Genomic DNA, 24,105 nt, shown 5'->3' with positions numbered 1-24,105 from the left:
GTGCCGGGACGCGCCCGTATCGAACGCGACGGCCCGGACACGGACTGCCCGGGCCGCGCGTTCAGCGGGTTGCCGCTACCCCGCGTTTCTGAGGAACACGGAGGTGAGCGGTGCGGTGTGGGTGGAGTCCACGCCCGCGCCCGCCGTGAAGTCGGCCTTCTCGCGGCCGTTCCAGTCGGCGATCGGGCTGCCGCCCTGAGTCAGGTGCTGGAAGCGGGACGGGTCGCCCGGCGCGGAGCCGAACTGGTAGACCGGCTGGGCGCCCGCGCCAGTCCTCCCGTACGGCAGGTAGTCCGTGTACGGGCCGCCCGGGGTGAGCTGCTTGGACAGGGTGTTGTTGTGGAAGACGTTCTGCGGGCCGGAGGAGCCGGACCACTTGAGCGCCTTGGCCCCGGCGGCCCACCAGATCGGGTACCAGGTCCCGGCCTCGACGTCGCCGCCCTCGCCGCCGCAGCGGGCGGTGCAGTTGCCCGAGTAGTGCTCGTACGGCACGCGGACGGTGTTGTTCTCGAAGAGGTTGCGGCGTTCCCAGCCGCCGTGGAGGTTCAGGTCGGAGTCGAAGTCGTTGCCGTAGACCACGTTGCCCGAGGCCGACCACTGGAGGGTGAAGTGGCGCAGGTTGCGGGTGGTGTTGAGGGCGTAGAGGGAGTCCCAGACGCGGCTGCCGCGGAAGTAGCCGTTGCCGCCCTTGCCCTTGTTCCATGCGCCGTCGAGGTGGTTGCGCTCGAACTGGAGGTTCTTGGCGACCTCGGTGACGATCGGGTGCGATCCGGTCATCTCCGCGCGGACACCGCGGGCCCAGGAGTCGGCGGCCCACTTGAAGACCAGGCCGTGCATGGCGTAAGCGGGGGCCAGGTTGCCGTAGTTGTGCCGGGCCTGCTCGGGGGGCATCCCGGGCATGTCCTGAGTGAAGGAGAAGTTCTCGAACCCGACGCCGACCACCATCTTCAGCGGGGTGACCTTGCTGGGGTAGACGGTGCCGTCGATCGCGGCGGAGCCGTCCGAGGTGGAGTCCACCGGGAGGTCGAATTCCAGCGGCTTGTCCAGGGTCAGCGTACGGTTCGCCACATCGACGGAGCTGATGCGGAAGACCTGCTGGCGCATGTGCAGGTTCTCGTACCGGCCCTCGTCCGTGGCGCTCTGGAGAGCGTAGAACTTCCGGCTGTTAGCAGCGCCCACCCACACGTGCCCGCCGACCGGGAAGCGGGCCGGGTCGGCCTTGGCGTCGAGGTGGACGACCCGGTCGCCCTCCTTTGCGGAGAAGCCCGGCGCGGCCGCGGAGGTCCGCAGCTTCACGCCAGAGGCCCAGTGCTGGTTGACCGAGCCCTCGAAGAGGTCCTTGCGGTTGGCGGGGGCGGCGGCCAGCTCGTCCGCGTACCGGGGGGCGACCTCGCGGGTCGAGACGCGGAACAGGCCGCGGCCGGGCCACATCCAGCCGCCCTTGCCGGTGTCCGCGCCCGACCCGTAGGACATGGCGTCCTGGTCCCAGCGGCTGCCGTCCGAGGTCAGGGTGTCGTACTTGGTGCTGTCGTCGGGGCGGAACACGATCCGGGTGCCCCCGGGCCGGGCCGGGTCGCTGCCCTGACCGCGGATGGTCAGGTAGCTGGCGTCCACGGAGATCTGGCGGCTGACGTTCAGGTTGCCGGCGGGCAGGGTGATCAGCGACAGACGCTCGAACTGCGCGGCGCCCCCGCACCGGGTGCGGATGTCGTCGATGGCCCGCTGGAGGCCGACGGAGTCGTCGGCCTCGTCGTCCGGCTTGACGCCGTAGGTGCCGTCGAGCTCTTCCGGGGTGATGCGGCATGCCTCGTCACCGGTGTGCTGCGCCTCGCCGGGCAGCGGGCTGCCGCCGCGGTAGCCGGCGGCCGACCAGTTCGGCATGCCGGGCAGCTGCGCCTTGCGGTTGTAGGCGCTCAGCAGCTGGGAGGGCGGGTTCGGGTTCGCGGCGGCCTCGGAGGTGTACCGGTGGCGGCCGATGGTCTCGATGGCGCGGTGGGTGGAGCCGCCGAGGGGCAGCTCGTAGAAGTCGACGGCGACGTAGTTGGGCGTCTTGCGGGCGGCCGGGCCGCAGATGTTCAGCGCCCGGTCGACCAGGGAGCCGCCGTTGTCGATGGCGGCGGTGATGACGGTGGGGGCGTCGCGGAACTGGTTCATCACGAACAGCCGGGTGAAGCCGGGCTCCTGCCGCGTGAGCGGGATCTCGTCCCAGCGGGTGTAGCAGTCCTTGTTGCCCGCGAGGCCGCCCATGCTCCAGAAGTTCTCGACCGTCCAGTTGCGCTGGAGGCGGACCCCGACCTCGGGGACGTCACTGTGGTCCGAGAAGATCAGTAGCCGCTTGTCCAAGCCCTTCATTTGCGACAGGGTCGGCCAGCCGTGGGTGGCCACCCCCTGCACCTCGGGGTCGAAGACCAGCTCCTTCAGGCCGGGTATGGCGGCCATCTCGCCGGCCATCTTCGCCCGGTCGGCGACCCTGTCCTCGATGAAGACGGTGACTACAGCGTCGGCGTCCTTCTGCAGGAACGTCACGATGTCGGCCAGTCCGTCCTGGAAGACGCGGTTGCCGCCGACCACGCAGGTGCCGTGGCACATGCGCAATGGATCCTCGGGTTCACTGCCGTCGTAGACGTCCAGCATCATGCCGCGGACACCCTCGTCCAGCTGGGTGGCCATGCTGCGGGACTGGTTGGGGAAGACGAAGCCGTCCCCGTAGGAGTTGAAGGCGTTGTGCGTGGTGAGGAACGTCGCCTGGTCGAGCCGCGGGTCGGCCGGCGGGGTGTACTCCTCCAGCACCAGGTCGGTCAGGTGCCAGTGGCCGCGGCCGGTGTCGGCTTCGGCGCGGCCCCCGAGGGCGAGCTGGACGCCGCTGTTGGACTTGCCGCCCGCCGTGGTGGGGGACGTGAGGTACTGCTCGCCGCCGGGAGTCTTCAGCAGGTAGGTATCGGCCTGGACCTGGTCGAATTCCCAGGTCGTACCGTCGCCGCCGCACAGCTTCAGGACGGCGAGCGTGCCGTCGAGGCCGATGCAGTAGGCGCCGTTGACGTTGCTCTTGAGGTAGTACGAGGAGCCGGTCGCGGCCTCGAACCACCACTGCTGCCCGTGCCGACCGCCGTACGTGAACTGGAGGATCTTGCGACCCTCCTCCATGTCCCCGGCCTCGGCGTCCACGGCGAGGCCGTTCAAGGCGTTCTGCATCTGGACCGGTCCGAGCCGGTTGGGCGGTCCCGGCGCGGCGACGGCCGCCCCTGGGAGGACGGAGGCGACGAGCGCGGCCGTGAGCGCGGCCACGGCTGCGAAGACCAGCCGCATGCTGCGGCGATCTCTGTTGAACATGGAAGGAGGCACTCTCTCTCGGAACGGCAGGTGGGACCCCGGCCTGCCGCCCGGGCCGCGGGCCCGGCTCGGCGCGAGCACACCGGCTGGCCAGGCGGTCCCGCACCTGAACCGGACGGAAATCCTCAAACCTGGGAACGAGCACTCTAGCGCCGTAAAGTGACCGGGTTTTACCCCGAGGTGAACGAAAAGTGATCAAGCCGCCTATAGCCGCCGTTCGGCCGTCACGCGGTTCGGCCGTCATCCCGCCGCGGGGTCAGTGACGGTGATGAAGCGGGCGGTGCTGGGCACCCCTGGGCGTCCAGGGCGAAGAGCATGTACGTGCCCGGCAGGACCAGACCCATGTCGGCCGGGAGGACACCGTGTACGCGCCGGTGCCCGCGGGCGCTCAGGTCAGCGGGACGCGCCGCTGATCGTTGTCCGTGGAGTGGGTCGCGGCCGCGGCCCGATTGTCGCGTCATTGCGTGGCTGTCGGGCGACGACAGCGACGGTTCGCCGGACGGTCCGGGGTAGTCCGTGCCGTATGAGTGTGCGGGTCAGGGCGGGTCTTTCGGAGTACGACCTGAATCGACGGTGCCGGTGACGTTTCGTCACCGGCACCGGGCCCCGACCTGTGTGCGGGTCAGGTCGACGCTGCTCCACCCCAAGCGTGGCGAGTTGCTCAGCGCTTGGGTCTGCCCCGAGTCCTCGTCGTGCCACCGAGCTGCGCCGCCGTCTGGTCCTGCGATCGGTCCGGATCGAGTGGCATCCGTTCTGGTCCACTCCGGCCGGTTGGACGCCTGCGGCCCGGTTGAGGCGGTGGGCCAGGGTGGGGGTGCCGGTGGGCCGCGTGATTGGCGCGGCCGGGTAGGTGCGCGAGGCTGCGGTGGCACTGCTCGCGAGAGCCCGCGGAGCTTGGGGGCGGCGCTGTCCATCGGTGGGTGGGGCGGTCGAGCGCCAGGAGGTTGAGGCCGGTGAGCAAGTCGGGCGTCATGAGGGCAGGCCGTCCGTCAGCAAGTGGCGGGAAGCTGTTGCCCGGTGTCCTGAATTCTTCTAAGAATTCATTGTAGATGAAATGGCGACCATTGAGAATTGAAATTCTTCCCGCAGTCGGGGTGTGCTGGTCAAATCATTCCCGGTCATCATCCCTTCGGGTGCTTACCTGCCCTGAGCTGCGTGTACCGGCAGGTGCGGGTGGCGGGAGCGGTCCGGTTCGGGGTAGAAATAGTCCCGTATTTCGCAGGTCCTTTTTCCGTTGCAAAACAATACGGTTCAGCCGAAGCCGGGCCGGTAATTCGTTCGGACTTCCAGAGGGAGAAGTCCTGGAAGTCCGACGCTGCCTCTGCCCCGGGGCCAGCCGTGCCCTCAGCAGCTGAACAGCCATCAAGAGACAGGTGAGTCATGACCGCTCAGACCTCCGCTGCCACGCAGCTGACCAACGATGAGTTCGACGACCTCATCGACCGGATCAACGCGCACCACCAGGCATCTCTCGCCGCGCTCACGGCCGGCGGGCCGAAGCCGGCACCCTTCGTCTGGCCCGAGGGGTTCGACGGCGGCAGCAACGACGACTACACCGACCTGCCCCAGGACTCCATCGACGCGTTCGCCACCTCCCGCCAGGCCAACTCCGATCAGGCCGACGGACAGACTGACCACATCGCCAGCATCTCGGAGGACTACAAGAACGAGAAGCTCAGCGGGGACGCGTTCGACGACCTGATCGACAAGCAGAAGCAAGACAACATCGACAAGTTCACCCAGGACCAGAACGACACAGCCAACAAGCTCAAGGCATCCGGCCACGCGCACCCGGGGAAGCAGAGCAGGATCGCTCAGGCCTTCTACGACGCCGGTGACTGGATCGTCAACAACCTCTGGGGCGCGGTGAAGGACTTCTTCACCAAGCTCGCCGAGCAGATCAAGGAGTGGTGGGACAGCGTCGTCAGCTGGTTCGGCAAGGCGGTGGACAGCCTGAAGACCTGGTGGAACAGCCTCTTCGGCTAAACCCTGCCGGATAGGGTTCGGAGTAGTCCGTGCCGTATGAGTGTGCGGGTCAGGGCGGGTCTTTCGGAGTACGGCCCGAACCGACGGTGCCGGTGGCGGAAGCCACCGGCACCGGACCCTGCCCCTGCGGGTGTGTCAGGTCGCGGTCGCCCAGTCGACGTCGAGCGCGGCGAGCTGCTCGCTGGTCAGCTTCTCCCGCCGGCTGCGGGTGTTGCTCATCCAGGTGCCGAGCCGGACGGGTCCGTGGGGTGTCTCCTCGATGTGCGCCCTCGATACGACGACCCGCCCCTCCGGCGCCGCGTACTGGGTGAGCGCGGCGATACCCCGCTCGAACGCCCCGGCCCCCTTCCCGGCCGGGGCGGCCGGGGCACTCCGGAGGGTGAGCCCGAGTGCGGTGAGGCGCTCGGACTGCTCGGGAAGCAGGGTGTTCCAGACGTCGGGGTCGGTCTGCCGGTGGATCCAGGTGCCGATGTCGAGTCCGTTGACGGTGACGCCGGGCAGGACTTCGGCCGGGCCCTGCTCCTCACCGAGGAGGACGCGGGCGGCGGCGTAGTGGCGCCGCCATTCGACGGGCCACCGCGGGTTCCAGTCCGGGTCGATCGCTTCCAGGGCCCGGCGCCGGGTGTCGGCCCGTACGGGGTCGCTGCCGAGCCCGCCGGCCTTGCGGAGATTGGCGATCCACTGGCCCACCGCCACCCCGTCCCACACCGCGCCCCTGGGGCAGGCGAGGCTGCCGTGCGCCGCGTAGTAGTCGCGGGCCGCGGTGAGGTTCTTCCAGAACGAGGCGTCCGCGACCGGCCAGATCGTCCCCACCTCGTTGAGCAGGTCGGCGCGCCACGGCTTGAGGGTCCCGGCCTTGAATGCGCGGCGCTGCTCGGTGACCCAACTGCCCAGCCCATACACGCCGCCGTCGCCGTCGCCCGGCTCGATGGTGGTGGCTGCGCGCCGCCACTGGTGGTGGCGGAACCGGACGCGCCCCTGACGTTCGTCAGGATCCGCCGGTGGACACGCTGCGCAGCCCGAGGGGGAAGCCGGCCAGCTCCTGCTGATCGTCCGTGATGATCCGCAGAACGCTGTCGGCGAGCTGCTGCGGGTGGGCGGTCTTGAGGTTGACGCTCAGGGCCTCGTGAGCGTCGTAGACCGCAGAGCCGTCACCGAGGTCGCGCCCGTCGGAGTCCTTGACGATCGACCACGCGCAGTCGCCCCGGTAGAAGGTGTACCCCCCTCGGCGGCGTGGAGCGTGATGTCGCAGTCGCAGTCGCAGTCGCAGTCGCAGTCGCACCCGCACCCGCACCCGCACCCGCAGCCGTCCTCCGGGTCCTCGTGCGCACCACGGTCCCCGAGGAAGACCCCTCCGACGTTCTAGAAGCCGCCTTCAGGCGGAATCCTGACGGCACCACCATGAACCACCCGTAAACGTCCCATCCTGTAGACAGTCAGGGAGACAGGCCCTAGCCCGAGGCCGGTGTTGCCGATGCGCAGGCCGAGGTAGAAGGCGGCGCCTTCCTTCGGCACCCGGAAGATCTCCTCAGCGCCGAACGGGTCTGTCAAAAGAGCGGTGTAACTAGGGTTGTTGAGGGCTACTGACGGGCTGCGGAGAGGCGGCCGTCGAAGGTGATATCGAAGGCGTTCAGGGCCGGTCTTCCAGGACTCGGACCGCGGTCGTGGACCGAGGCCGATTGTCCTACGGGTCGGACCGAGGAGCGGAGCGGGAGGCCCGGTAGGAGTTCCAGTCGGCGTGCCCTCCGGTGCCCAGGACGGCGCCGCGGGAAGACCTCGCCCCGCCGGAGTGGGCCCGTAGGTCGCGGCGGGTGGTGCGGGCGACGAGTGCCGGCAACAGGGGCCGGAGGGGCTGGCACCAGCGTAGCCAAGGCGAGGCGTAGGGGTGACGGCTGCTGAAGATCCAGACCACGGCCTTCGCGCTGATCCTCTACCTCTGTGACGGAGCACAGGGATCAGTCGAAGGCCGCCGTCCGCTGAACTGCGAAAACGCCGATCAGGTTCGAGCCGCTTTCGACGCCGGACCTCAAGCGACAAGCCGATCTTGTCCTACGAAGCGATCAAGTTGCGTATCCCAATCAGCGTTCGAGTCGTCGCGGGGCTCCTGGCGGCCAAGTTCTTTGAGCTAAGGGCTGTCCCGCAATTCCCGGTGGATCAGCGTGCGGCGTCAGATGCGGTGCATCGCAAGGCGGAGGGACGTCCGCATACTGGACGTATGGGGACGTTCCGACAACGCGGCGAGGTGCCGTAGCTGTCGCCGCGCGCCCGCCGGGAATTGCGGGACAGCCCTTAGCAAGCGGCGACAAGCTCACAGCCACGCCCGGAACTCCTGGGCTCCCCGATCCTACGAATGATCAGATCCGACGCGCTTCAAGGGTAGGACAAGCTCAGACGCGGTCCTGGAAGACGGTGTACCACGGGTATGTCCCCACGACGGTGCCGTCGGCCGTCACCGCCTCAAGCGTGTAGAAGTACGTGTTCCCCTTCGTCGCCGTGGCGTCCTGCCACGTCCGGGAGCCCGTTGGGAGCAGTCCGTCGTGCTGGGGTTCGTATGTCTTGGCCGCCGGGTTCCACCGGCTTACACGGTAACCGGTGACCGTGGGGCAGCGGGTCGTGTCGGTGCACTGCCAGTCGACGGACGGACGAGTGGCCGTACGGTTGTGGCCCAGAGTGCCGAGGCTCCAGTCCCGGGTGACGGTCACGGAGGGCCGGACGTCGAGTTCGCTGACCTCGGCCACGGTGACCTTCGGGTCGCGCGGGTGCAGCGTGTTGCCCCAGTGGTCCTTGGCCACCACCGCGTACACGTGCGTCTCACCGTCCGGCAGGTTGCCGCAGAGGATCGCGAGCCAGTTGCTCGTACCCTCCGAGCAGGTGTCGGGGCCGAGCCACTTGACCGTACCGTCGGCCTGCCGGACGCCCTTCCACACCACGTACTCGTCGATGTCGTCCTCGGGTGAGGCGGCCCAGCCCACCAGCATGCCGTCGTTGCGCGGGGTGACCGTCACGCCGGTGACCGGTCCGGGTGCCACGGTGTCGCCGGTGCGGACGACGAGCGGGGCGGAGTACGCCGACTCGTTGCCGTACGGGTCCACCGCCGTGACGGCGTACGCCACGTACGTGTTCGCGGGCATGCCCATGTCGTAGCAGTTGCCGCCATTGCCGGCGTCGTCGCTCTGCTCCGCGACGCAGGTTACCTGGGTGCGCGCTGCCGGGTCGAACGTCTTGCCGGGCGAGCGGTACACGCGGTAGTCCCCGCCGTTGTCGTAGTCCTCGGAGAAGCTGTCGGGCTGGTGCCAGTGCAGGTCGGTGTAGCCGGGGCGGGTGACGACGTTGAGACCGGTCGGGGACTGCGGGGGCATCCGGTCGACGCCGTCGCTGGTGACCGACGCGTACGCCCCCGGGTTGCCGGCCGCATCGAGGGCCCGGACCCGGTAGTACGTGTTCTTGTTCACGGCGCCATCGGTCCGGTACGACGTCGCGGTCGTCGTACCGCGCAGCTCGAACGGTCCGGTGGGCACGAGCGAGGCGTACACCTCGTACTTCGCCGTGTCGGCGGCCTTCCGCCAGTTCAGGGTGTCGTACCACCCGTCGCCGGTGGTGACCACGAGTCCGGTGGGGGCGGCCGGCCCGGTGCGGTCGATGGTCGTCGCCGTCACGTCCGGGCTGCCGGTGGACTCGCGGCCCGCCTTGTCGACGGCGCGGACCTCGTACAGAAAGGTCTGGCCGGTGGCGGGCGGGGCGTCGGCGAAGGACCGGGTGGTCAGCAGGGACGTCCCGCTGACCTTGGCCCAGCTGGTGGTGCTCAGTCGGCGGTACACGCGGTACCCCGCGAGGTCCATCTCCTTGTTCGCGCTCCAGCGCAGGGTGGTCCTGGTCGTCGCCCCGTCGTACGCGGCGGTGAGGCCGGTCGGGGCGAGCGGCTTGACCGTGTCGACGGCGGCCTCGGTGCGCGGGGTGTACGTGAAGGCGGCGTTGGCGACGCCGGTCCAGGCGACGTAGTCCACGCGGATCGTGTGCTTGCCTGCCGGGATGGTCAGGTCGACGGTCCTGCGGGCGGTGGTGGAGACGTTCTTCCACAGGTCGATCTTCCGCACACCGTCGACGTAGACGCGCATGCCGTCCTGTGTGGCGGCGGAGAGCCGGAAGGGTCCGCCCGAGCCGAAGTCACGTTCGAGGGACCAACGGACGGAGAAGTTGTCCTTGGGTAGCGTGACGCCGGCCGGGTCGCCGCGCCCGTAGCTTTCGCTGATGGCGGTGTCGCAGGCGGTGCGCTTCGGCGTGCCGCTGAAGGTGGAGTTGCCGAAGTACTGCGCCTTCCAGACGGGAGAGATGCAGGTGACCGCCGCGGTGGCGGGGGCGGCAGTCATCAGGCCGGCGGTAGTAGCGAGCGCGGCTACCGCGGCCAACGCGGACAGCCGGGTACGAGTCATCACAGAGAAGAGGCCCCTTTCGGACCGAGGCAGATCACAAGAAGAGTGAGACGACTGTGTGACTCGCAAGCCGGAGGCAGGGTTGTCCAGACTCACGCACGTATTTTCGGGCAACGTGCCAGCGTGGCGTCGCCACACAGGCCGGAAGCCACCCGCACTTCCGGCTGGCTGGTAGACCGCGAGAGCGGACTCGTTTACACCCTTGCCGCCTGACCCGCCCGCCCGCTCCGCATGGCCACCCTCCACTTCATCGAGTGCAGCACGATCGCCCCTTCCCGGACCCGCAGCAGGCCCAGGCGCTCACGCCCCGCAGGGCGGTCACCCGCGAACCCGACCAGACCACGTCGGCGGCGACAAGGCGGCTTGGCTGGTCAGCCGCGTCGGTTGAACGTGTCCGGGTCGGGGCCGATCCGGCCGCCGTTGTCGAAGGCGGCGATCGCGCTCATCTGTTCATGGCTGAGCCGGAAGTCAAAGACCGTGATGTTCTCGGTGATTCGGGAAGGGTTCATGGACCGGGGGGTCACCACGTGGCCGAGCTGAAGGTGCCAGCGGATGACGACCTGGGCGGGTGATTTCCCGTGTTGCTCGGCGATTTGCATCAGCGCGGGCTCGTCGAGGAGCGCTCCGCCCTGTGCCAGAGGGCTCCACGCGCCGGTGGCGATGGACTGCCTGGCGGAGAGCTCTCGCATGCGGCGTTGCTGGAAGTAGGGGTGAAGCTCGATCTGGTTGAGGGCGGGCAAGATGTCGGTCCGGGACAGCAGGCGGTCCAAGGTCGAGGCGGTGAAGTTGGAGACGCCGATCGCGCGAACGCGTCCGTCGAGGTGGAGTCGTTCCAGCGCCTGGTACGACTCGACGTACAGCTGCTGCTCGGGCACGGGCCAGTGGATCAGGTAGAGGTCGAGGTAGTCCGTGCCGAGTCTTTGGAGGCAGGCGTCGAACGCGCGCAGCGCGGCCTCGTATCCCTGGTCGGCGTTCCAGAGTTTGGTGGTGAGGAAGATGTCCTGCCGGGGGATCCCGGCATCGCGGATCGCGCGGCCGACGCCCGCCTCGTTGTCGTACACCTGGGCGGTGTCGATGTGCCGGTAGCCGGCTGCCAGAGCGTGCGAGACGGCGTCGTACGCCTGCGCGTCGGTCAGCGGCCAGACGCCTAGGCCGAGCTGGGGAACGGGGACTCCGTTGTTGAGGGTCAGGCTCCGCATGCGCGAACCTTCCAGGTGCGGGTATTTCGGCCTGCTGCGGGGACGGGCAGCCGTAGGCGGGCTCGACGAAGCGTCCGCACTCCGGCCGGGGGAGCCGGGCCCGGCCGTGCGGACCGTGGGCGGAGATCGCACGTCTCGTCAGGGGCCGGGTGGTGCCGGGGGCGGCGCGGGCGGTCTTGAGGTGAGGAGGCCGATCGCCTCCATGGGGCACAGGGCGACCGCGTCGTCGGCGGACTCGTCCGCAACCGGGGCTTCGGGCCTCGCGCGGGAGCGGTGGTCCCCGGCGGACTCGAAGTGCCGCGGCGCGGTGGCGAGGCAGATGCCGGAGCCGATGCAGAGGTCCGGGTCGACGACGACCCGTGAACCTGTTTCCGGGTCCTCCGCGTGAGTCGTACGGGCCTTGTCGTCATGAGACACGCCTCGGTTCACCAGGCCACGGGCAGGCTGCGGGGGGCCCTGGTCTTGAGGCCGGTCTTCCACTGGGGCGGTGCGGCGGCATGCAGTCCGGGGAACCGGCGTACGAGAGCGGAGACCGCCTCCTGGAGCTGGACGCGCGCGATCGGGGCCCCGACGCAATGATGGACACCGTGCCCGAACCCCAGGTGCGGATTGTGGTCTCGCGCGAGGTCGAGGATGTCCGGGGTGTCGAAGACGGTCTCGTCGTGGTTGGCCGACGAGTTGACCGCCATGACGGCCTCGCCCGCGGAGACCCGGACGCCGCCGATCCGCACGTCCTCGGTGGCCACCCGGAGGTTGGCCTGGACGTTGGTCTGTGCGTAACGCAGCAGCTCCTCGACGGCACGGGGAATCATCGCCGGTTCGCGGAGCAGCCGCCCCCACCGCTCCGGGTCCTCCAGCAGGAGGTGTACCGAGCCGGCCAGCCGGTCGGCGGTGGTGCCGTAGCCTCCGGCGAGCAGGACGAGAGCGAAGGAGACGAGCTCGTCCTGGCTGAGCCGGTCACCCTCGTCCCGTGCGGCGATCAGCGTGCTCAGAACGTCCTCACCCGGCCGTCGGCGCTTGGCCGTGACCAGTTCGGTCAGGTACCCGGTCATCTCCGCTACGGCCGTCATGACCTCGGCGTCGGCGGTGGCGGTGAGATTGCGCAGGGCGTCGCACCAGGCGTCGAGACGATCGCCGTCCGCTCGCGGAACGCCGAGCAGATCGCAGATCACGGCCAGCGGGAGCGGCCGGGCGAGCAGCGGAACGAGGTCGGCCGGCCGGTCGTGTGCCGCGAGCCGGTCGAGCAGCCCGTCCACGAGCCGGGCCACGTCACACCGCATGGCTTCGGCGCGCCGGGCGGTGAAAGCGGGCGCGACCAGCTTGCGCAGCCGGCTGTGTTCCGGCGGGTCCGCTGCCAGGATCGAGTCCGGCAGGGTCGTGACGCGCGCCATGCGGGGACCCGCGCCCCTGGTGGCACGCGTACGGCTGAAGCGCGGATCGGCCAGCACGGTGCGCACGTCTCGGTAGCGGGTGACCAGCCACGCCGGGTCGCCGCTGGGCAGGACGATCCGGGCACACGGCGCGTCCCGCCGCAGGGCCGCCAGCTCCGGGAGCGGACCCAGCCCGTCGTGGTGCGGGAAGGGGAAGTCGGCGCTGGGGGCCGGGCCACCGGCATCTGAGTCTGTCACTGCTGCTCCAACGGGTTCTCGGTGGTGAGGACGCAGGGCGTCGGCGACCGTGAAGTGTGGGGAGAGGAGGTGCCGTCAGCGGCGTTCGTAGACGGAGACGTGATATGCGCTGTCGCGCGTGAACGGGCCTTCGGCCCAGGAGCCCAGGCGCGTACGGAGCCGCAGCCCTGCCCGCTCCGCCATCAGGTCCAGCTCTCCCGGTGACGCGTAGTGGAAGCGGACCCGCAGGTGGTGAGTGCGATTTGCCTCGTGAACGAGATAGTGGGACTGGTAGGTCGCGGTGGACGGGTCGATCCGGCGGTGGCAGAGGATCAGGTGCTCGTCCGTCTCGGAGACGACCTCGGGCACCCCCGATGCGGCGGCGACGGCCAGGGCTTCGGGCACGTGAGCGTCGAGAACGAGGACCCCCGCCGGTTCGAGGTGGTCCGCCACGGCGATCAGGCAGCTCTGGAGGTCTTCGCGGGACGCGAGCTCGAACAGAGTGCCCCCCACGACAAGGATGAGGGAGAACATTCCCTCGACGGGCACCTCGGCGAAGTCGCCGAGGGTTATCCGGACGCGGTCCCCGCCAGGTTTCGCGCGGAGCCGGGCCGCCATTGCCGCCGACGCCTCCACGCCGTGGACGTCGAAGCCGCGTCGGGCCAGTGGCAGCGCGACCCTGCCGGTGCCCACCCCGAGTTCGAGCACCCGCCCCTCACCGGCGAGCTTCATCAGGGTGTCCACGGTCGCCGCGGTGATGCCGGGTTTGGCGAACCACCGGTCGTAGTCGGCCGCGTGGTCGTCGGCGTACCGGGCCGCCGGGGCGGCCGCGGGGGCCGGACGGTCGTGGGAGATGGTCATGCCGGGGCTCCTCGGCCTGCGGTCGGTCCGGTCGCCGTACTGAGCGGGCGGCGACGCGGACATGGCTGTGGGGCGGGCGGTACGGGTCGCAGGGTCATCCGAAAGGGTGTGGGCCCGGCGTGGCCGGGAGGCCGCGTTCGCCGTCCGGGCCCGTCGGCAGGGCACGGGCCCCGGGAGCCACGACCCGTACGACGGTCCAGCCCAGGGACGTCGCCGGTCCGCAGGTGGTGTCCACGACGATGAGGTCCCCGCCGGTGTGCTCGGACAGCGCGACCGCTCCGGGTGTGCCGGCCACCCCGGCAGCCGGTGCCCGGCGGACACCGCTCCGCGGGGGGTGTGACGTCCACAGCCGGAGGCTGTCCTGCCGGTGGAAGGTCCACAGCGCGTGCTCGACGGCGGAGCCCGGCGGGCCCTTGCCCCGCCAGCGCGTCCACGCATCCTTCGCCACCGCCGTGTTCATGCTCCAGCGCACCATGAGCGCCTCGTAGGCGGCCTTCTCGGTCAGCGGGCCGACGTCACCCGTGTCCGGGCCGCAACGCGCTCCGAAGGTCTGCCGCGTTCCGTCAGCGGCGTGCAGAGCCACGACGACGCAGCGTGCGCCGGCGGGGGCCGGCAGGTCGAGCGCGGTCGCCGTCGTCCCGGTGCCGTCCAGCAGTTCTGCCAAGGCCTCGGGCAGCCGGGCCGACGCCACCACCTGAGGGCCCGGAAGGAGGCCGTACCAGCTTCTGCGGACGAGGTCGCGTTCCAGCACTTCCCAGGCGGCGTGTTGCGTGGCCGCCTCCGGATCGGGATGGGCGGCGAGACCGGTGGAGCCGGCGCGCGGCCCGGGGGCGCATCCGGTCGGGGCCCGGTGGTGGAGGAAGACGGCCCCCGCGGGTACGTGCACGTCGGCCCCGGAGCGCAGGGAGCGCCCGAGCACCCAGAGGCGGCGGGTCCCCCGCACGTCCTCCAGCGCCGTCGCTCCGCCGTCCGTCGTGAGTTCGGCGGGATCGACGGCGGGGATCTTCTTGCGGCGTAGCTCTCCGTGGGTCGCGACCACCACCGCGGCCGACTCGGCCGCGCGACCCGCCAGGACGTTGCCCACGCGTTCGAGGAGTTCGCCGCGCGCGCTCGCAGCGACGCGTTCCGTGTCGTGTCCGGCCGCGCTCCCCACGATGACGGGGCGGTCGCCGGCGGCGCAGACGGCGTCGAACTGCGGTGAGCGCGCCGCGACCCGGGCGAAGACGACCCGCGGCCAGGAGGCGTACGGGGTGAAGACCTGGGGTGCCCATGCCGACGCACCCATCAGACGCGCACCTGCGCCGCCACCTGCGCGGCGTCCTCCAGAACCGCCGTCCCATGGTCGGTGAGGGCGTCACGGTGCCGCGTCATGGTGCTGACCGCCTCGACGGCGGAGCGGGCGAGCCGGTCGTGGCGGGCCTGCACGGCGGGGTCCGTGCCGAGCGCGCCCGTGTCCTCGGCGAGCAGGCGCCGGTACAGCAGGACACTGCGCGCCAGGACCACCATCTGCTGGAACAGCCCGGTGAGCGGCCTCGGGTCGAGCCTGAGAGGGGTGGTGACCATCGGGCCGCCGCCCTCCACGGGCCGCAGAAAGGGCGGGGCCGCCACGGATGCGGCGTTGCACCGGGTGTGGGCGCCCTCGTGGACGAGGGCTTCGGCGAACCGGACGGGGCCGGGCAGCCCGTCGGCATCCGGTGTGAGGCGGTCGCGCCGGATGAAGACGGCGCCGTGGACGGTGAAGTCGGTGAAGCCGTCGATGGCGGGTCCGTCCAGCAGGGCGATCTGGACGAGGACGGCGCGCAACTCGGCCGCCGCACCGGGCCAGGCCGACTCCAGCAGGGTGACCGCTCGGCGCGCGGCATCCTTCTCGGCCGCGCGCCATCCGGCCACCCCGGACCCGTGCGGGACGCCGGATGCGCTGTCCTGATCGGGTACGGATTTCAGCGCGCGGGCGACGCTGCGCTCCAGATGGGGCCCCGGCACAGCGAGGTCGGTGGGCCAGGGAAGTCCAGGCGCGGGAGTTGCCGCTCTGTCGGCCCGGGCGCGGTCGAGCATGCCGGTCAGACGGGCAAGACGCTCGGGCGCGGGCGGGCCGGACCGCAGGACGTGCTGGGCGACGTGCGCCGCCTCGACGACCGCTGGATGCGCGGCCTCCTGCGGGGAGACCTCCAGCCCCGCCCGCTCCAGGGCCGTCCGGGCGATGAGCGCCAGGGCGGAGCGCTCCTCGGCGCTCTCACGCGCGTCGGGTTCCACTCGCACCGTGCGTACCTCCGTGCTGCCGTAGGAGCGGGGAGCCGTGAGCGAGCGGGCGGCGGGCCGGGTCGGCCCGCCGCCCTGGGTGGTGCCGGTCAGCTGGGGACGTCGACCATCAGCGCCAGCTCGGGAAGCTCTTCCTCGGGAACCTGCTCGATCTCCTCGTTCATGTCGATCTCCCTTCGACGACCGCCTCCTCCGATATTGACGGGGAGTCACGGCGCAACCACGGTAGGCACGGGCCGGAAGCGCGCACAAGGTGCGGCCCGTTCGCCATGACGTACGCACGGTGGCCGCTCGACAGAGGTGGACCAGTGCCGCAACCGCACCGCCGCCAGAGGCGCCGGACGATCGGTGCCGACGCCCGTGCGGCTCCCCGGCCTGCGGGTTCCGGTCCGCCGGTCGCACCCGCCCGGCCCGCAGGGGCCACCCGCCGCCGGTCCGGGGCGACACATCCGCGCCTACCGTGGCCCGCTGTGTCACCCGCTTCCTCTCGGACACATTTCTGTCCGGAACATGCCGAGAGGTCGGGCCCCGCCGGCGTCGGACCGAAAGTTCGGGCTTCCGGCGTCGGACCGACGTTCCAGGCTTCAGACATCGGCCGCCGACGTGCGCCCGGCGTGGGCGAACGCAACAGAAACAGGACAGTCGAATGGGCCGAAAAGCCATTCTTGGAAAGCCCGTCACCACCGCCCAGGATGATGCTTCGTCAGCTGCCCGCCCCGAGGAGACGCCTGTGAATCCGACGCAACCCACGTCTCACCGACCTCCCGCCGCCCTCCACCGGCGCGCGCCCCGCACCACGGTCGCGCGGGGCTAGCCCGGCATGCGCATCGCCTACCTGCACGGGGGCGGCATGCCCTCCCCGTTCGCCAACGGTGTACATGTCATGCGTATGTGCGACGCGTTCGCCGCCGCCGGGCACGACGTGACCCTCTACTCCATGCCGGGCTCGGACGAAGACCCGTACACCTACTACGGGGTGCGCCACCGCTTCCCGATCCGCCTCGTCGCCTGTCCCGACTACACGCCCGCCGGCTACCGGAAGCGCGCCGAGGACGTCCGGACACTCATGGCGGACGGCCCGACCCCGGATCTCGTCTACGGGCGAGACCCCTACGCCCTGGCCGCCCTCAGGGACGTGGCGCCCCTGGTGTACGAGATCCACCAACTCCGCGAGGACCTCTTGCCCGCCGACACCGAGGAGGAACTGCTCGGCGCGCCCCGACTGGCGCGCGTCGTCGTGATCACCCACGCCCTCGCCCGCGATCTGCGGGACAAGTACGCGGCCCTGGGCCCGCTGCCCATCGTGGTCGCACCGGACTGCGCGGACCCGCCCGGCCCCGCCACGATGGCAGGGCTGCCGCTGCCGGGCCGCCCGGACGCCCTGCGCGTCGGCTACGTCGGCCACCTCTACGACGGGCGGGGCATCGGACTCGTCCTGGAGCTCGCCGAACGATTCCCCTCACTCGACTTCCACCTGGTCGGCGGCACGGACGAGGACCGCACCCGGTGGCAGCGGGCGTGCCGGTCTCCTCATGTGTACTTCCACGGCCATCGGCCACCGGCCGCTCTGGGGGAGTACTACACCCGCTTCGATGTCGTCCTCGCCCCGTACGAGCGCAAGGTGTACACGTGGGGAAGGCTGGGGGAGACCGGGCGCTGGGCCTCGCCCATGAAGGTGTTCGAGTACATGTCCCACAGCTGCCCGATGATCGCCTCCGACCTGCCGGTCCTGAGGGAAGTCCTCCAGGACCGGGTCAACTGTCTCCTCCGCCCGCCCGAGGACCCGGACGCCTGGGCCGGAGCACTGGACGAACTGATCACCGACTCCGCCCTGCGCCGCAGGATCGGCGCAGAAGGGCGGCGGCAGGTCCTGGAGCGCTACACCTGGCGCCGGCGGGCCGATGCCGTCCTCGCGGGGCTCGCGGGGCTCGGCGCCCCGGAGACCTCCCGAACCGGGCCCATGGCATGACGGAGGCCGTGCCCCCGCACCGGATGGTGGACGGCTATCCCGGTCGGGCGAGTGTGCGGGCCGGGGAGGCCCTGCGACTGCACGTCTCGACGCGGGCCGACCGGTTCCGGGCCGACTTCTATCGCTGCGGCACGCTTCCGCGGCTGATGGGCCACATGGTTGGTCGGGGCGCGTACGCGGAGCCGGGCAGCCACGACGAGGACTGGAACTGGCCCGCACACGAGTTCACGATCCCCGCGGACTGGCCCTCGGGCGTGTACGTCGCGGTGCTCGGCCCCGGCACCGGACCCCCGGACGTCCGAGCGCCGGCGGATGCCGCTGTGCTGGACGCCCGGCACGCGCGGCTGCTGTTCGTGGTGACGGCCCGCGACCCCGGCCGGACCGCCCGGATCCTGTACAAGCTGCCGCTCTTCACCTACCACGCCTACAACCGCAGCGGTGGAGCGAGCCTGTACGGCGCGCTTTCCCGCGCGGAGGACCGCCGCACCGTCACGCTCCGGCGCCCCGGGGGCGGGACCGGCGGCCCGGTGAAGGGCAAGCCCGACGCGCATGACCCCCGAACTCCCCGCCAGACCTTCGCGCACTGGGACGCGCCGTTCATCGCGTGGCTGGAGGCATCGGGATTCACCGCCGACTACTGCACCGACCTCGACCTGGACGAGACCCCTGAACTCGCCCACCACTACCGGCTGCTGCTGTCCGCGGGACACGACGAGTACTGGAGCGAGCGCGTCCGCCGACACGTCACCGCCTACCGCGACCAGGGGGGCAACATGGCGATCTTCGGAGCCAACACCTGCTGGTGGCGAGTGACACCGAACGCGGCCGGCACCGCTATCAGCTGCGACAAGTACCCGCCCGGAGTGCCCCAGGGCGCCGACACCGACCAGATGCGCGGCGCCCCCGACCACTGGTGGGAGACCGAACCGGAGAACCTGCTCATCGGTGTCAGCTATCGCAACGGCGGCGGACACTGGGACGGGCCGCGCGAGCCTCTGGGCTTCACCGTTCAGCACACCGGGCACCCGGTTTTCGCGGACACCGGCCTGCGCGAAGGCGACGTCCTCGGGGCCGGGCACCACCTCGTGGGGTACGAATGCGACGGAGCTGCCTACCGGCGCGACCAGAACGGCCGGGCGGTGGCGACGGGGGAGGACGGGTCTCCCGACGGCTTCACGATTCTGGGCGTCGCGGATCTCCCCACGGCCCCCGGGTCCGGTTGGCACACTGCCGCACGCGAGAACGACGACCCGCGGCGGGCCGCCACCTTCGGGCTCTGCACGCGGGGCGGAACTGTCTTCAACGCGGCCACCACCGACTGGCCGCGGCTCCTGTCCCTGGACCCCCGCATACGGACCATCACCCGCAATGTGATCACCCTGCTCAGCTGAGGCAGCCGCGGCCGTACCGCTTCGGGCGCCCGACACCCACACCCACCCGCCCACCACCGCCGACGCACCGGCCCCGCGCAGGACGAACGGCCCGCGCCACTCGCAGGCGGGTGAACAGCCCAGAGGGGACCACTTATGCCTGTACGGCCGTGCACGACCGGTCGCACCGCTCTCGCGGCGACCCCACGCACCAGAACCCGAAGGGGGCGCTGCCACGTGCCGGGCAGACCGCGGCCGGGGACGAACGGCGCGTGGCCGTACGTGTCCGGAGAGAAGAGATGAACCCGGCCGCCCCGGGCGGGGCGATGCCGCGCGACACCGCGACTCCCACTCCGAAACCCCGCCCGGTCCGGGGCCGCGCGGTCGTCGTCGGACAGGGCTACGTCGGTCTGTCGCTGGCCGTACGGGCCGCCGAGAGCGGATACCAGGTCGTCGGCTACGACGTGGACAAAGAGCGGGTGAGCCGCCTGGAGGCCGGCGACTCCTACGTGGAGGACGTGTCCGACGCGCAGCTCCTCCCGCTGCTGGCCTCCGGCGCCTACCGCGCCAGCCGTGACCCGGCCGACTGCGACGGCTTCGACATCGCGCTCATCACCGTGCCCACGCCGCTGAAAGACGGGCTGCCCGACCTGTCGCACATCGTCGAATCGGCCCGGATGCTGGGCGAACACCTCCGGACGGGAACCACTGTCGTGCTGGAGTCGACCACCTACCCGGGAACGACCGAGGAGCTCGTCGCACCCCTCCTGGAGCAGGTATCCGGACTCGTCGCCGGCCGCGACTTCCAACTCGGATACAGTCCCGAGCGCATCGACCCCGGCAACACCCGCTGGCGGCTGGACAACACGCCCAAGGTGGTCTCCGGTGTGAACACGGTCTCCCTGGAGCGGGTCACAGATTTCTACCGGTCCATCGTGGACACCACGGTGCAGGTCAGAAGCTGCCGGACCGCCGAGATGGCCAAACTGCTGGAGAACACCTTCCGCCACGTCAACATAGCCCTGGTCAATGAGCTCGCCACCTTCGCCCACGACCTGGACGTCGACGTGTGGGAGGCGATCGACGCGGCGGCGACCAAACCTCACGGCTTCCTCCGCTTCGTCCCGGGACCGGGAGTCGGAGGGCACTGCCTGCCGATCGACCCTTCCTACCTGTCCTGGTGGGCCGAGCGCACCGCGGGCCGCACGCTCCGCTTCGTCGAACTCGCCAACGATGTCAACGGCCACATGCCCGACTACGTGGTGCGGCGGCTCACCGACGGGCTGCGGCAGCGCGGCAAGACGGTGGAGGGCTCCCGCGTTCTGCTGCTGGGCCTCGCCTACAAGGCCAACACCAGCGACGCCCGGGAGACCCCGGCCGCCCGCGTCGCCGAACTCCTGCTCGCCCTGGGCGCGGACGTCAGGGCCGCGGACCCGCACGTCACCCGGTCGGTGCCGTCGGCCTCCGGGGTACTGGACGGGGTCCTGCGGGTGACGGCAGGGGAGCAGGAGCTGTCGGCAGCCGACGCGGTCGTCCTGCTCGCGGACCACGACGCCTTCGACTACGGGCTCATCGCCGGGAGTTCCGCCTACGTCCTGGACTGCCGTCGACGGCTCGGCGGCGACAACATCGACGTCCTCTGACCGCGACCTCTACCAGGAGTGATGAGCGTGAAGATCATGATCACCGGTGGCGCCGGCTTCATCGGCAGCAATCTCGCACACGCCCTCACCCACTGCGGCGAAGTGTCCGGGATCCGGGTCCTTGACGATCTCTCCACCGGCTCCAAGGACAACCTCGCCGGAGCCGACGTCCACCTCGTCGAAGGCAGCATCCTCGACGGCCCGCTCCTGGACCGGGCGTTCCGAGGCGTGGACACCGTCATCCACCTCGCCGCCCTGCCCTCCGTGGCCCGGTCGGTGACCGACCCCCTCGCCAGCCACCACGCCAACGCCACCGGAACGCTCATGGTCCTGGAGGCCGCCCGACGCGCGGGCGTTCCCCACGTGATCGCCGCCTCCTCGTCCTCCGTGTACGGCTCCAACCCCCATCTCCCCAAGCACGAGGACCTGCGCCCCGCCCCCCTCAGCCCCTACGCGGTCAGCAAACTGGCCACCGAGTCCTACCTGGCCGCCTACCACCACTGCTACGACCTACCGGTCCTGCCCTTGCGCTTCTTCAACGTCTACGGGCCCCGGCAACCGGCGGGACACGCCTACGCCGCGGTCGTACCCGCCTGGATCGACGCCGTGACGACCGGTCAGCGGGTCCTCGTCCACGGAGACGGCCTCCAGAGCCGCGACTTCACCTACGTGGAGACCGTCTGCCGCGTCCTCACCCGGGCGGCACTGCGCCAGGTCGTCTGCGCCGACCCCGTGAACCTCGCCTACGGAACACGCACCTCGCTCGCAGAGCTGATCACGGAGCTCGAAGCGGTGCTGGGAACCCCCCTCGACCCGCTGCACCTGCCGTCCCGCCCGGGCGACGTACGCCACTCGCACGCCGAGAACTCCCGACTGCTGAGCCTCTTCCCCGACGTCGTTCCGGTCCCGCTGCGCGAGGGACTGGAACGGACCGTCGAGTGGTTCCGGGCGCATGCCCGGTAGGACACCTCACACCACAGGAGCCGGCCCGGGGAGGCCCGCGACCGAACCACCCGCCCCGCACACGATCGGAGCCGGACATGACGGAACCCTGCCCCGCCCCGGCGGACAGGCCGCCCGAAGAGGAACAGCCGCACCCACCGGGGCCCCGGGCGGGGGCAGGGGTACGCATCGCGTATCTGCACCCCGGGAGTGTCCCCTCGGTCTACGCCAACAGCGTCCACGCCATGCGGATGTGCGACGCGTTCGCCCGGGCCGGACACGAGGTCACGTTGTACACGGCACCGGGCACGTACACCGTCGACGACCCGCACGCCTACTACGGAGTACGCCACCGCTTCTCCGTAACGCCGGTTCCGAGCCCCGACTACTCACCGGCCGGGTACCGGGCACGGGCCGAACGCGTCCGCTCCCTGCTGACGCGCAACCCGCCTGACCTGATCTACGGTCACGACCTCTACGCTCTCACCGCAGCGGCGGGGGTAGCACCGCTCATCTACGAAACCCACCGCCTGCGGGACGACCCCAACACCCTGCGCATCGAGGAGGACCTGCTCCGGGACGCTCAGCCGGCCCGCATCGTCGTGATCACCCACGCGCTCGGGCGGGACTACCGGCGCGCCTACGGCCGCCTGGGCACCCTTCCCATCGTCGTAGCCCCGGAGGCCGCCGAGGAACCCCGCCCGCCCACCCGTCCACAGTCCCCGATGCCGGGGAGGCCGGACGTGCCGAACATCGGATACGTCGGGCACCTCTACGAAGGGCGCGGCATCGACCTGGTCCTGACGCTGGCCGACCGCCTCCCCGCCTTCGACTTCCACCTGGTCGGCGGCGCTTCCGAGGATCTCGCCCGGTGGCGGAAGCGGGGCGGGCCCCCGAACGCGTACTTCCACGGTCACCGGCCGCCCGGTGCCGTTCACGCCTACTACCCGCTGTTCGACGTCGTTCTCGCGCCGTACCAGGCGAAGGTCTACACCGCCGGCGGGCATTGCGAAACGAGCCGCTGGGCGTCCCCAATGAAACTCTTTGAGTACATGGCACACGGGCGGGCCATCATCGCCTCCGACCTGCCCGTTCTGCGTGAAATCCTCCGGGATCGGGTCAACTGCCTCCTGTGCCCGCCCGACGATCCGAACTCCTGGGCCGACGCCGTCACACACCTTGTCGCCGACGCGGTCCTCGGACGCTCGCTCGGCGACGCGGCCCGTCAGCAGTTCCTCCAGCGCCATACCTGGCGCCACCGGGCCAACCTGGTACTCGCGGGCCTCGACACGACCGGCGTCGCCGAGACGCGGTAAATGCCCCAGCAGGTCTCACATTGGCCATACAGCATCCGTGAGAGCGCTTCTCTGCGGCACTGCTTGCATGAGGCGGTGGTGCGTAGAACGCCGTACGGTTCCCGTGATCACTGGATCGAGCGGTGCCCAGCCGGACCGAAGCAGGTGGCTAGGTCTCAGCAAGGCCGACGAGATCGAGGCGTCAGCCTGCCGCGCCGCCTCGATCTCGTCGGTGGGCTGGTCACGGCGGGAGTCCTGCATGATCCGCTCCAGGGCGTAGATACCGCCGAGCCGCACGTCCATCTTGTCCTCGCCGAGGTTCCCCACCGCCGCCGTGTACCGGTCGGTGATCTGCCCCTCCTTGCGCCAGCGCCCGGTCATCCCGCGCCTGGGCGTTGGCCTCCCGGGCCTGCTCATCGGCCTGCCGGGCCTGGATGTTCGAGTACCAGAGAGCCACCACCGCCACCACAGCGGCGACCACGACGGTGACCAGCTCGATCCGCCGCGCCCAGTCCATGCCCTCCCCGCGTTCACCGTGAGCAGGAAGAGCGTCCGCCGGCCGCCCGTGCTACGGCGAGGTTCCGATGGCCCGGGCGCCCAACGCGCACACCGCCGCCCGCGCCGCTCTCGAGACGTCGCGGTGGGCGCTGACCGGGTGGAAGGTGATGAGTGAGCTGCCTAATCCGGTCAACGTTCGGATTGCACCCGGCACCCAAGTCGCGCCCGGCGGCGGCCGTTCCTCCGGCGCCGACGGGCGTTTCCCGGACCTGGCCGCGGATAGGCGTAGCTCCAGTCGCCGTGGAAGCGGTGCCCGGTGATGGGCAGGACGCCGCTTCCTGCCGGTGCCCCGGGGCCGCCCGGGTCGTCAAGCAGGTGGCCGGGGCGCGCTGGCAGCTCACCCAGCGCGGGTTGGGCCAGGGTGTACCGCAAGACGCGGGGGCGGGAGCGGTGCTGTCCGCGCCGGACCACTTCCACGCCTCGGTTCGACCAGTGCCGCGATGATGATGCTCGTCTCGACGGCTCCCGCGCGGGCGTCCCGGCGGCGCAGCGGCCGAGACTCGGTGATGGCCTCCAGGGCACATCGCGTCCCAGGACGAACAGGGTCGACACAGTGGGGCCCGCCGAACCTCCACGCGGGCCGAGGTGCACGTACCCGGCTTCACAGAGCGCGTGCACCTCTACATGCACCTGCCGTGCGGGCGGCTTGGCCGACC

The 24,105-nt window shown here is 70.7% G+C and carries 17 protein-coding genes and 2 pseudogenes; 7 read left to right on the top strand and 12 right to left on the bottom strand.

Annotated features, from left to right (window positions below; translation table 11 throughout):
* Window positions 1-75 precede the first annotated feature (75 nt).
* Entirely contained in the window at window positions 76-3,330 is a 3,255-nt protein-coding gene (locus OG245_RS00700) for a glycoside hydrolase (RefSeq protein WP_371621578.1), read from the bottom strand.
* A gap of 1,380 nt (window positions 3,331-4,710) precedes the next feature.
* Here OG245_RS00700 and OG245_RS00695 point away from each other — a divergent pair.
* Window positions 4,711-5,316 (top strand): hypothetical protein, encoded by a 606-nt coding sequence (locus OG245_RS00695; protein WP_371621577.1) that lies wholly within the window; start codon window positions 4,711-4,713, stop codon window positions 5,314-5,316.
* A 135-nt stretch (window positions 5,317-5,451) separates the two neighbouring features.
* On the opposite strand, the gene OG245_RS00690 is transcribed toward OG245_RS00695, so the two are convergent.
* The 10 genes and pseudogenes from OG245_RS00690 to OG245_RS00645 all read right to left on the bottom strand — a co-directional run bounded on the left by OG245_RS00690 (window position 5,452) and on the right by OG245_RS00645 (window position 15,672).
* Window positions 5,452-6,219, bottom strand: a complete 768-nt coding sequence (locus tag OG245_RS00690) for a helicase associated domain-containing protein (protein ID WP_371621576.1) — start codon at window positions 6,217-6,219, stop codon at window positions 5,452-5,454.
* An 85-nt stretch (window positions 6,220-6,304) separates the two neighbouring features.
* On the bottom strand, window positions 6,305-6,598 hold the full coding sequence (locus tag OG245_RS00685) for a hypothetical protein (RefSeq protein WP_371621575.1): 294 nt from the start codon (window positions 6,596-6,598) through the stop codon (window positions 6,305-6,307).
* 170 nt (window positions 6,599-6,768) lie between these two features.
* A pseudogene (locus tag OG245_RS00680) lies at window positions 6,769-6,867 on the bottom strand (extradiol dioxygenase); the annotation flags it as partial.
* Between the two features lie 836 nt (window positions 6,868-7,703).
* Complete coding sequence (locus OG245_RS00675; RefSeq protein ID WP_371621574.1) at window positions 7,704-9,683, bottom strand: PA14 domain-containing protein; 1,980 nt, start codon at window positions 9,681-9,683, stop codon at window positions 7,704-7,706.
* 434 nt (window positions 9,684-10,117) lie between these two features.
* Entirely contained in the window at window positions 10,118-10,945 is an 828-nt protein-coding gene (locus tag OG245_RS00670; protein ID WP_371621573.1) for an aldo/keto reductase, read from the bottom strand.
* Between the two features lie 138 nt (window positions 10,946-11,083).
* Window positions 11,084-11,362, bottom strand: coding sequence for a ferredoxin (locus OG245_RS00665; protein ID WP_371621572.1), 279 nt, complete (start codon window positions 11,360-11,362; stop codon window positions 11,084-11,086).
* 8 nt (window positions 11,363-11,370) lie between these two features.
* Complete coding sequence (locus tag OG245_RS00660; protein WP_371621571.1) at window positions 11,371-12,573, bottom strand: cytochrome P450; 1,203 nt, start codon at window positions 12,571-12,573, stop codon at window positions 11,371-11,373.
* A gap of 75 nt (window positions 12,574-12,648) precedes the next feature.
* On the bottom strand, window positions 12,649-13,413 hold the full coding sequence (locus tag OG245_RS00655) for a class I SAM-dependent methyltransferase (RefSeq protein ID WP_371621570.1): 765 nt from the start codon (window positions 13,411-13,413) through the stop codon (window positions 12,649-12,651).
* 94 nt (window positions 13,414-13,507) lie between these two features.
* Window positions 13,508-14,698 carry a YcaO-like family protein gene (locus OG245_RS00650; protein WP_371621569.1) on the bottom strand — a complete coding sequence of 397 codons (1,191 nt, stop codon included), beginning with the start codon at window positions 14,696-14,698 and terminating at the stop codon, window positions 13,508-13,510.
* The gene (locus tag OG245_RS00645) at window positions 14,698-15,672 is read right to left on the bottom strand and encodes an HEXXH motif-containing putative peptide modification protein (RefSeq protein WP_371621568.1); all 975 of its coding nucleotides are present in this window, start codon (window positions 15,670-15,672) and stop codon (window positions 14,698-14,700) included. The genes OG245_RS00650 and OG245_RS00645 overlap by 1 nt, the downstream gene beginning before the upstream one ends.
* Before the next feature lie 820 nt (window positions 15,673-16,492).
* On the opposite strand from OG245_RS00645, the gene OG245_RS00640 reads away from it, so the two are divergent.
* The 5 genes from OG245_RS00640 to OG245_RS00620 all read left to right on the top strand — a co-directional run bounded on the left by OG245_RS00640 (window position 16,493) and on the right by OG245_RS00620 (window position 22,912).
* Window positions 16,493-17,641, top strand: a complete 1,149-nt coding sequence (locus OG245_RS00640; protein WP_371621567.1) for a glycosyltransferase family 4 protein — start codon at window positions 16,493-16,495, stop codon at window positions 17,639-17,641.
* Window positions 17,638-19,032, top strand: coding sequence for a N,N-dimethylformamidase beta subunit family domain-containing protein (locus tag OG245_RS00635; RefSeq protein ID WP_371621566.1), 1,395 nt, complete (start codon window positions 17,638-17,640; stop codon window positions 19,030-19,032). Before OG245_RS00640 ends, OG245_RS00635 begins: the two co-directional genes overlap by 4 nt.
* Before the next feature lie 305 nt (window positions 19,033-19,337).
* On the top strand, window positions 19,338-20,654 hold the full coding sequence (locus tag OG245_RS00630) for a nucleotide sugar dehydrogenase (protein ID WP_371627766.1): 1,317 nt from the start codon (window positions 19,338-19,340) through the stop codon (window positions 20,652-20,654).
* A gap of 21 nt (window positions 20,655-20,675) precedes the next feature.
* Window positions 20,676-21,617: an NAD-dependent epimerase/dehydratase family protein gene (locus tag OG245_RS00625; RefSeq protein WP_371621565.1), complete on the top strand. Its 942-nt coding sequence runs from the start codon at window positions 20,676-20,678 to the stop codon at window positions 21,615-21,617.
* Window positions 21,618-21,694: 77 nt separating this feature from the next.
* Entirely contained in the window at window positions 21,695-22,912 is a 1,218-nt protein-coding gene (locus OG245_RS00620) for a glycosyltransferase family 4 protein (RefSeq protein ID WP_371621564.1), read from the top strand.
* 15 nt (window positions 22,913-22,927) lie between these two features.
* On the opposite strand, the gene OG245_RS00615 is transcribed toward OG245_RS00620, so the two are convergent.
* On the bottom strand, window positions 22,928-23,272 hold the full coding sequence (locus OG245_RS00615) for a hypothetical protein (protein WP_371621563.1): 345 nt from the start codon (window positions 23,270-23,272) through the stop codon (window positions 22,928-22,930).
* Between the two features lie 167 nt (window positions 23,273-23,439).
* On the opposite strand from OG245_RS00615, the pseudogene OG245_RS00610 reads away from it, so the two are divergent.
* Window positions 23,440-23,604, top strand: a pseudogene (locus OG245_RS00610) (LLM class F420-dependent oxidoreductase); the annotation flags it as partial.
* Window positions 23,605-24,105 lie beyond the last annotated feature (501 nt).

The organism is Streptomyces sp. NBC_01116 (assembly GCF_041435495.1).
Classification (GTDB): Bacteria; Actinomycetota; Actinomycetes; order Streptomycetales; family Streptomycetaceae; genus Streptomyces.
The sequence above is the reverse complement of the archived record's forward strand: the minus strand, read 5'-3'. Positions and strand labels throughout refer to the sequence as shown.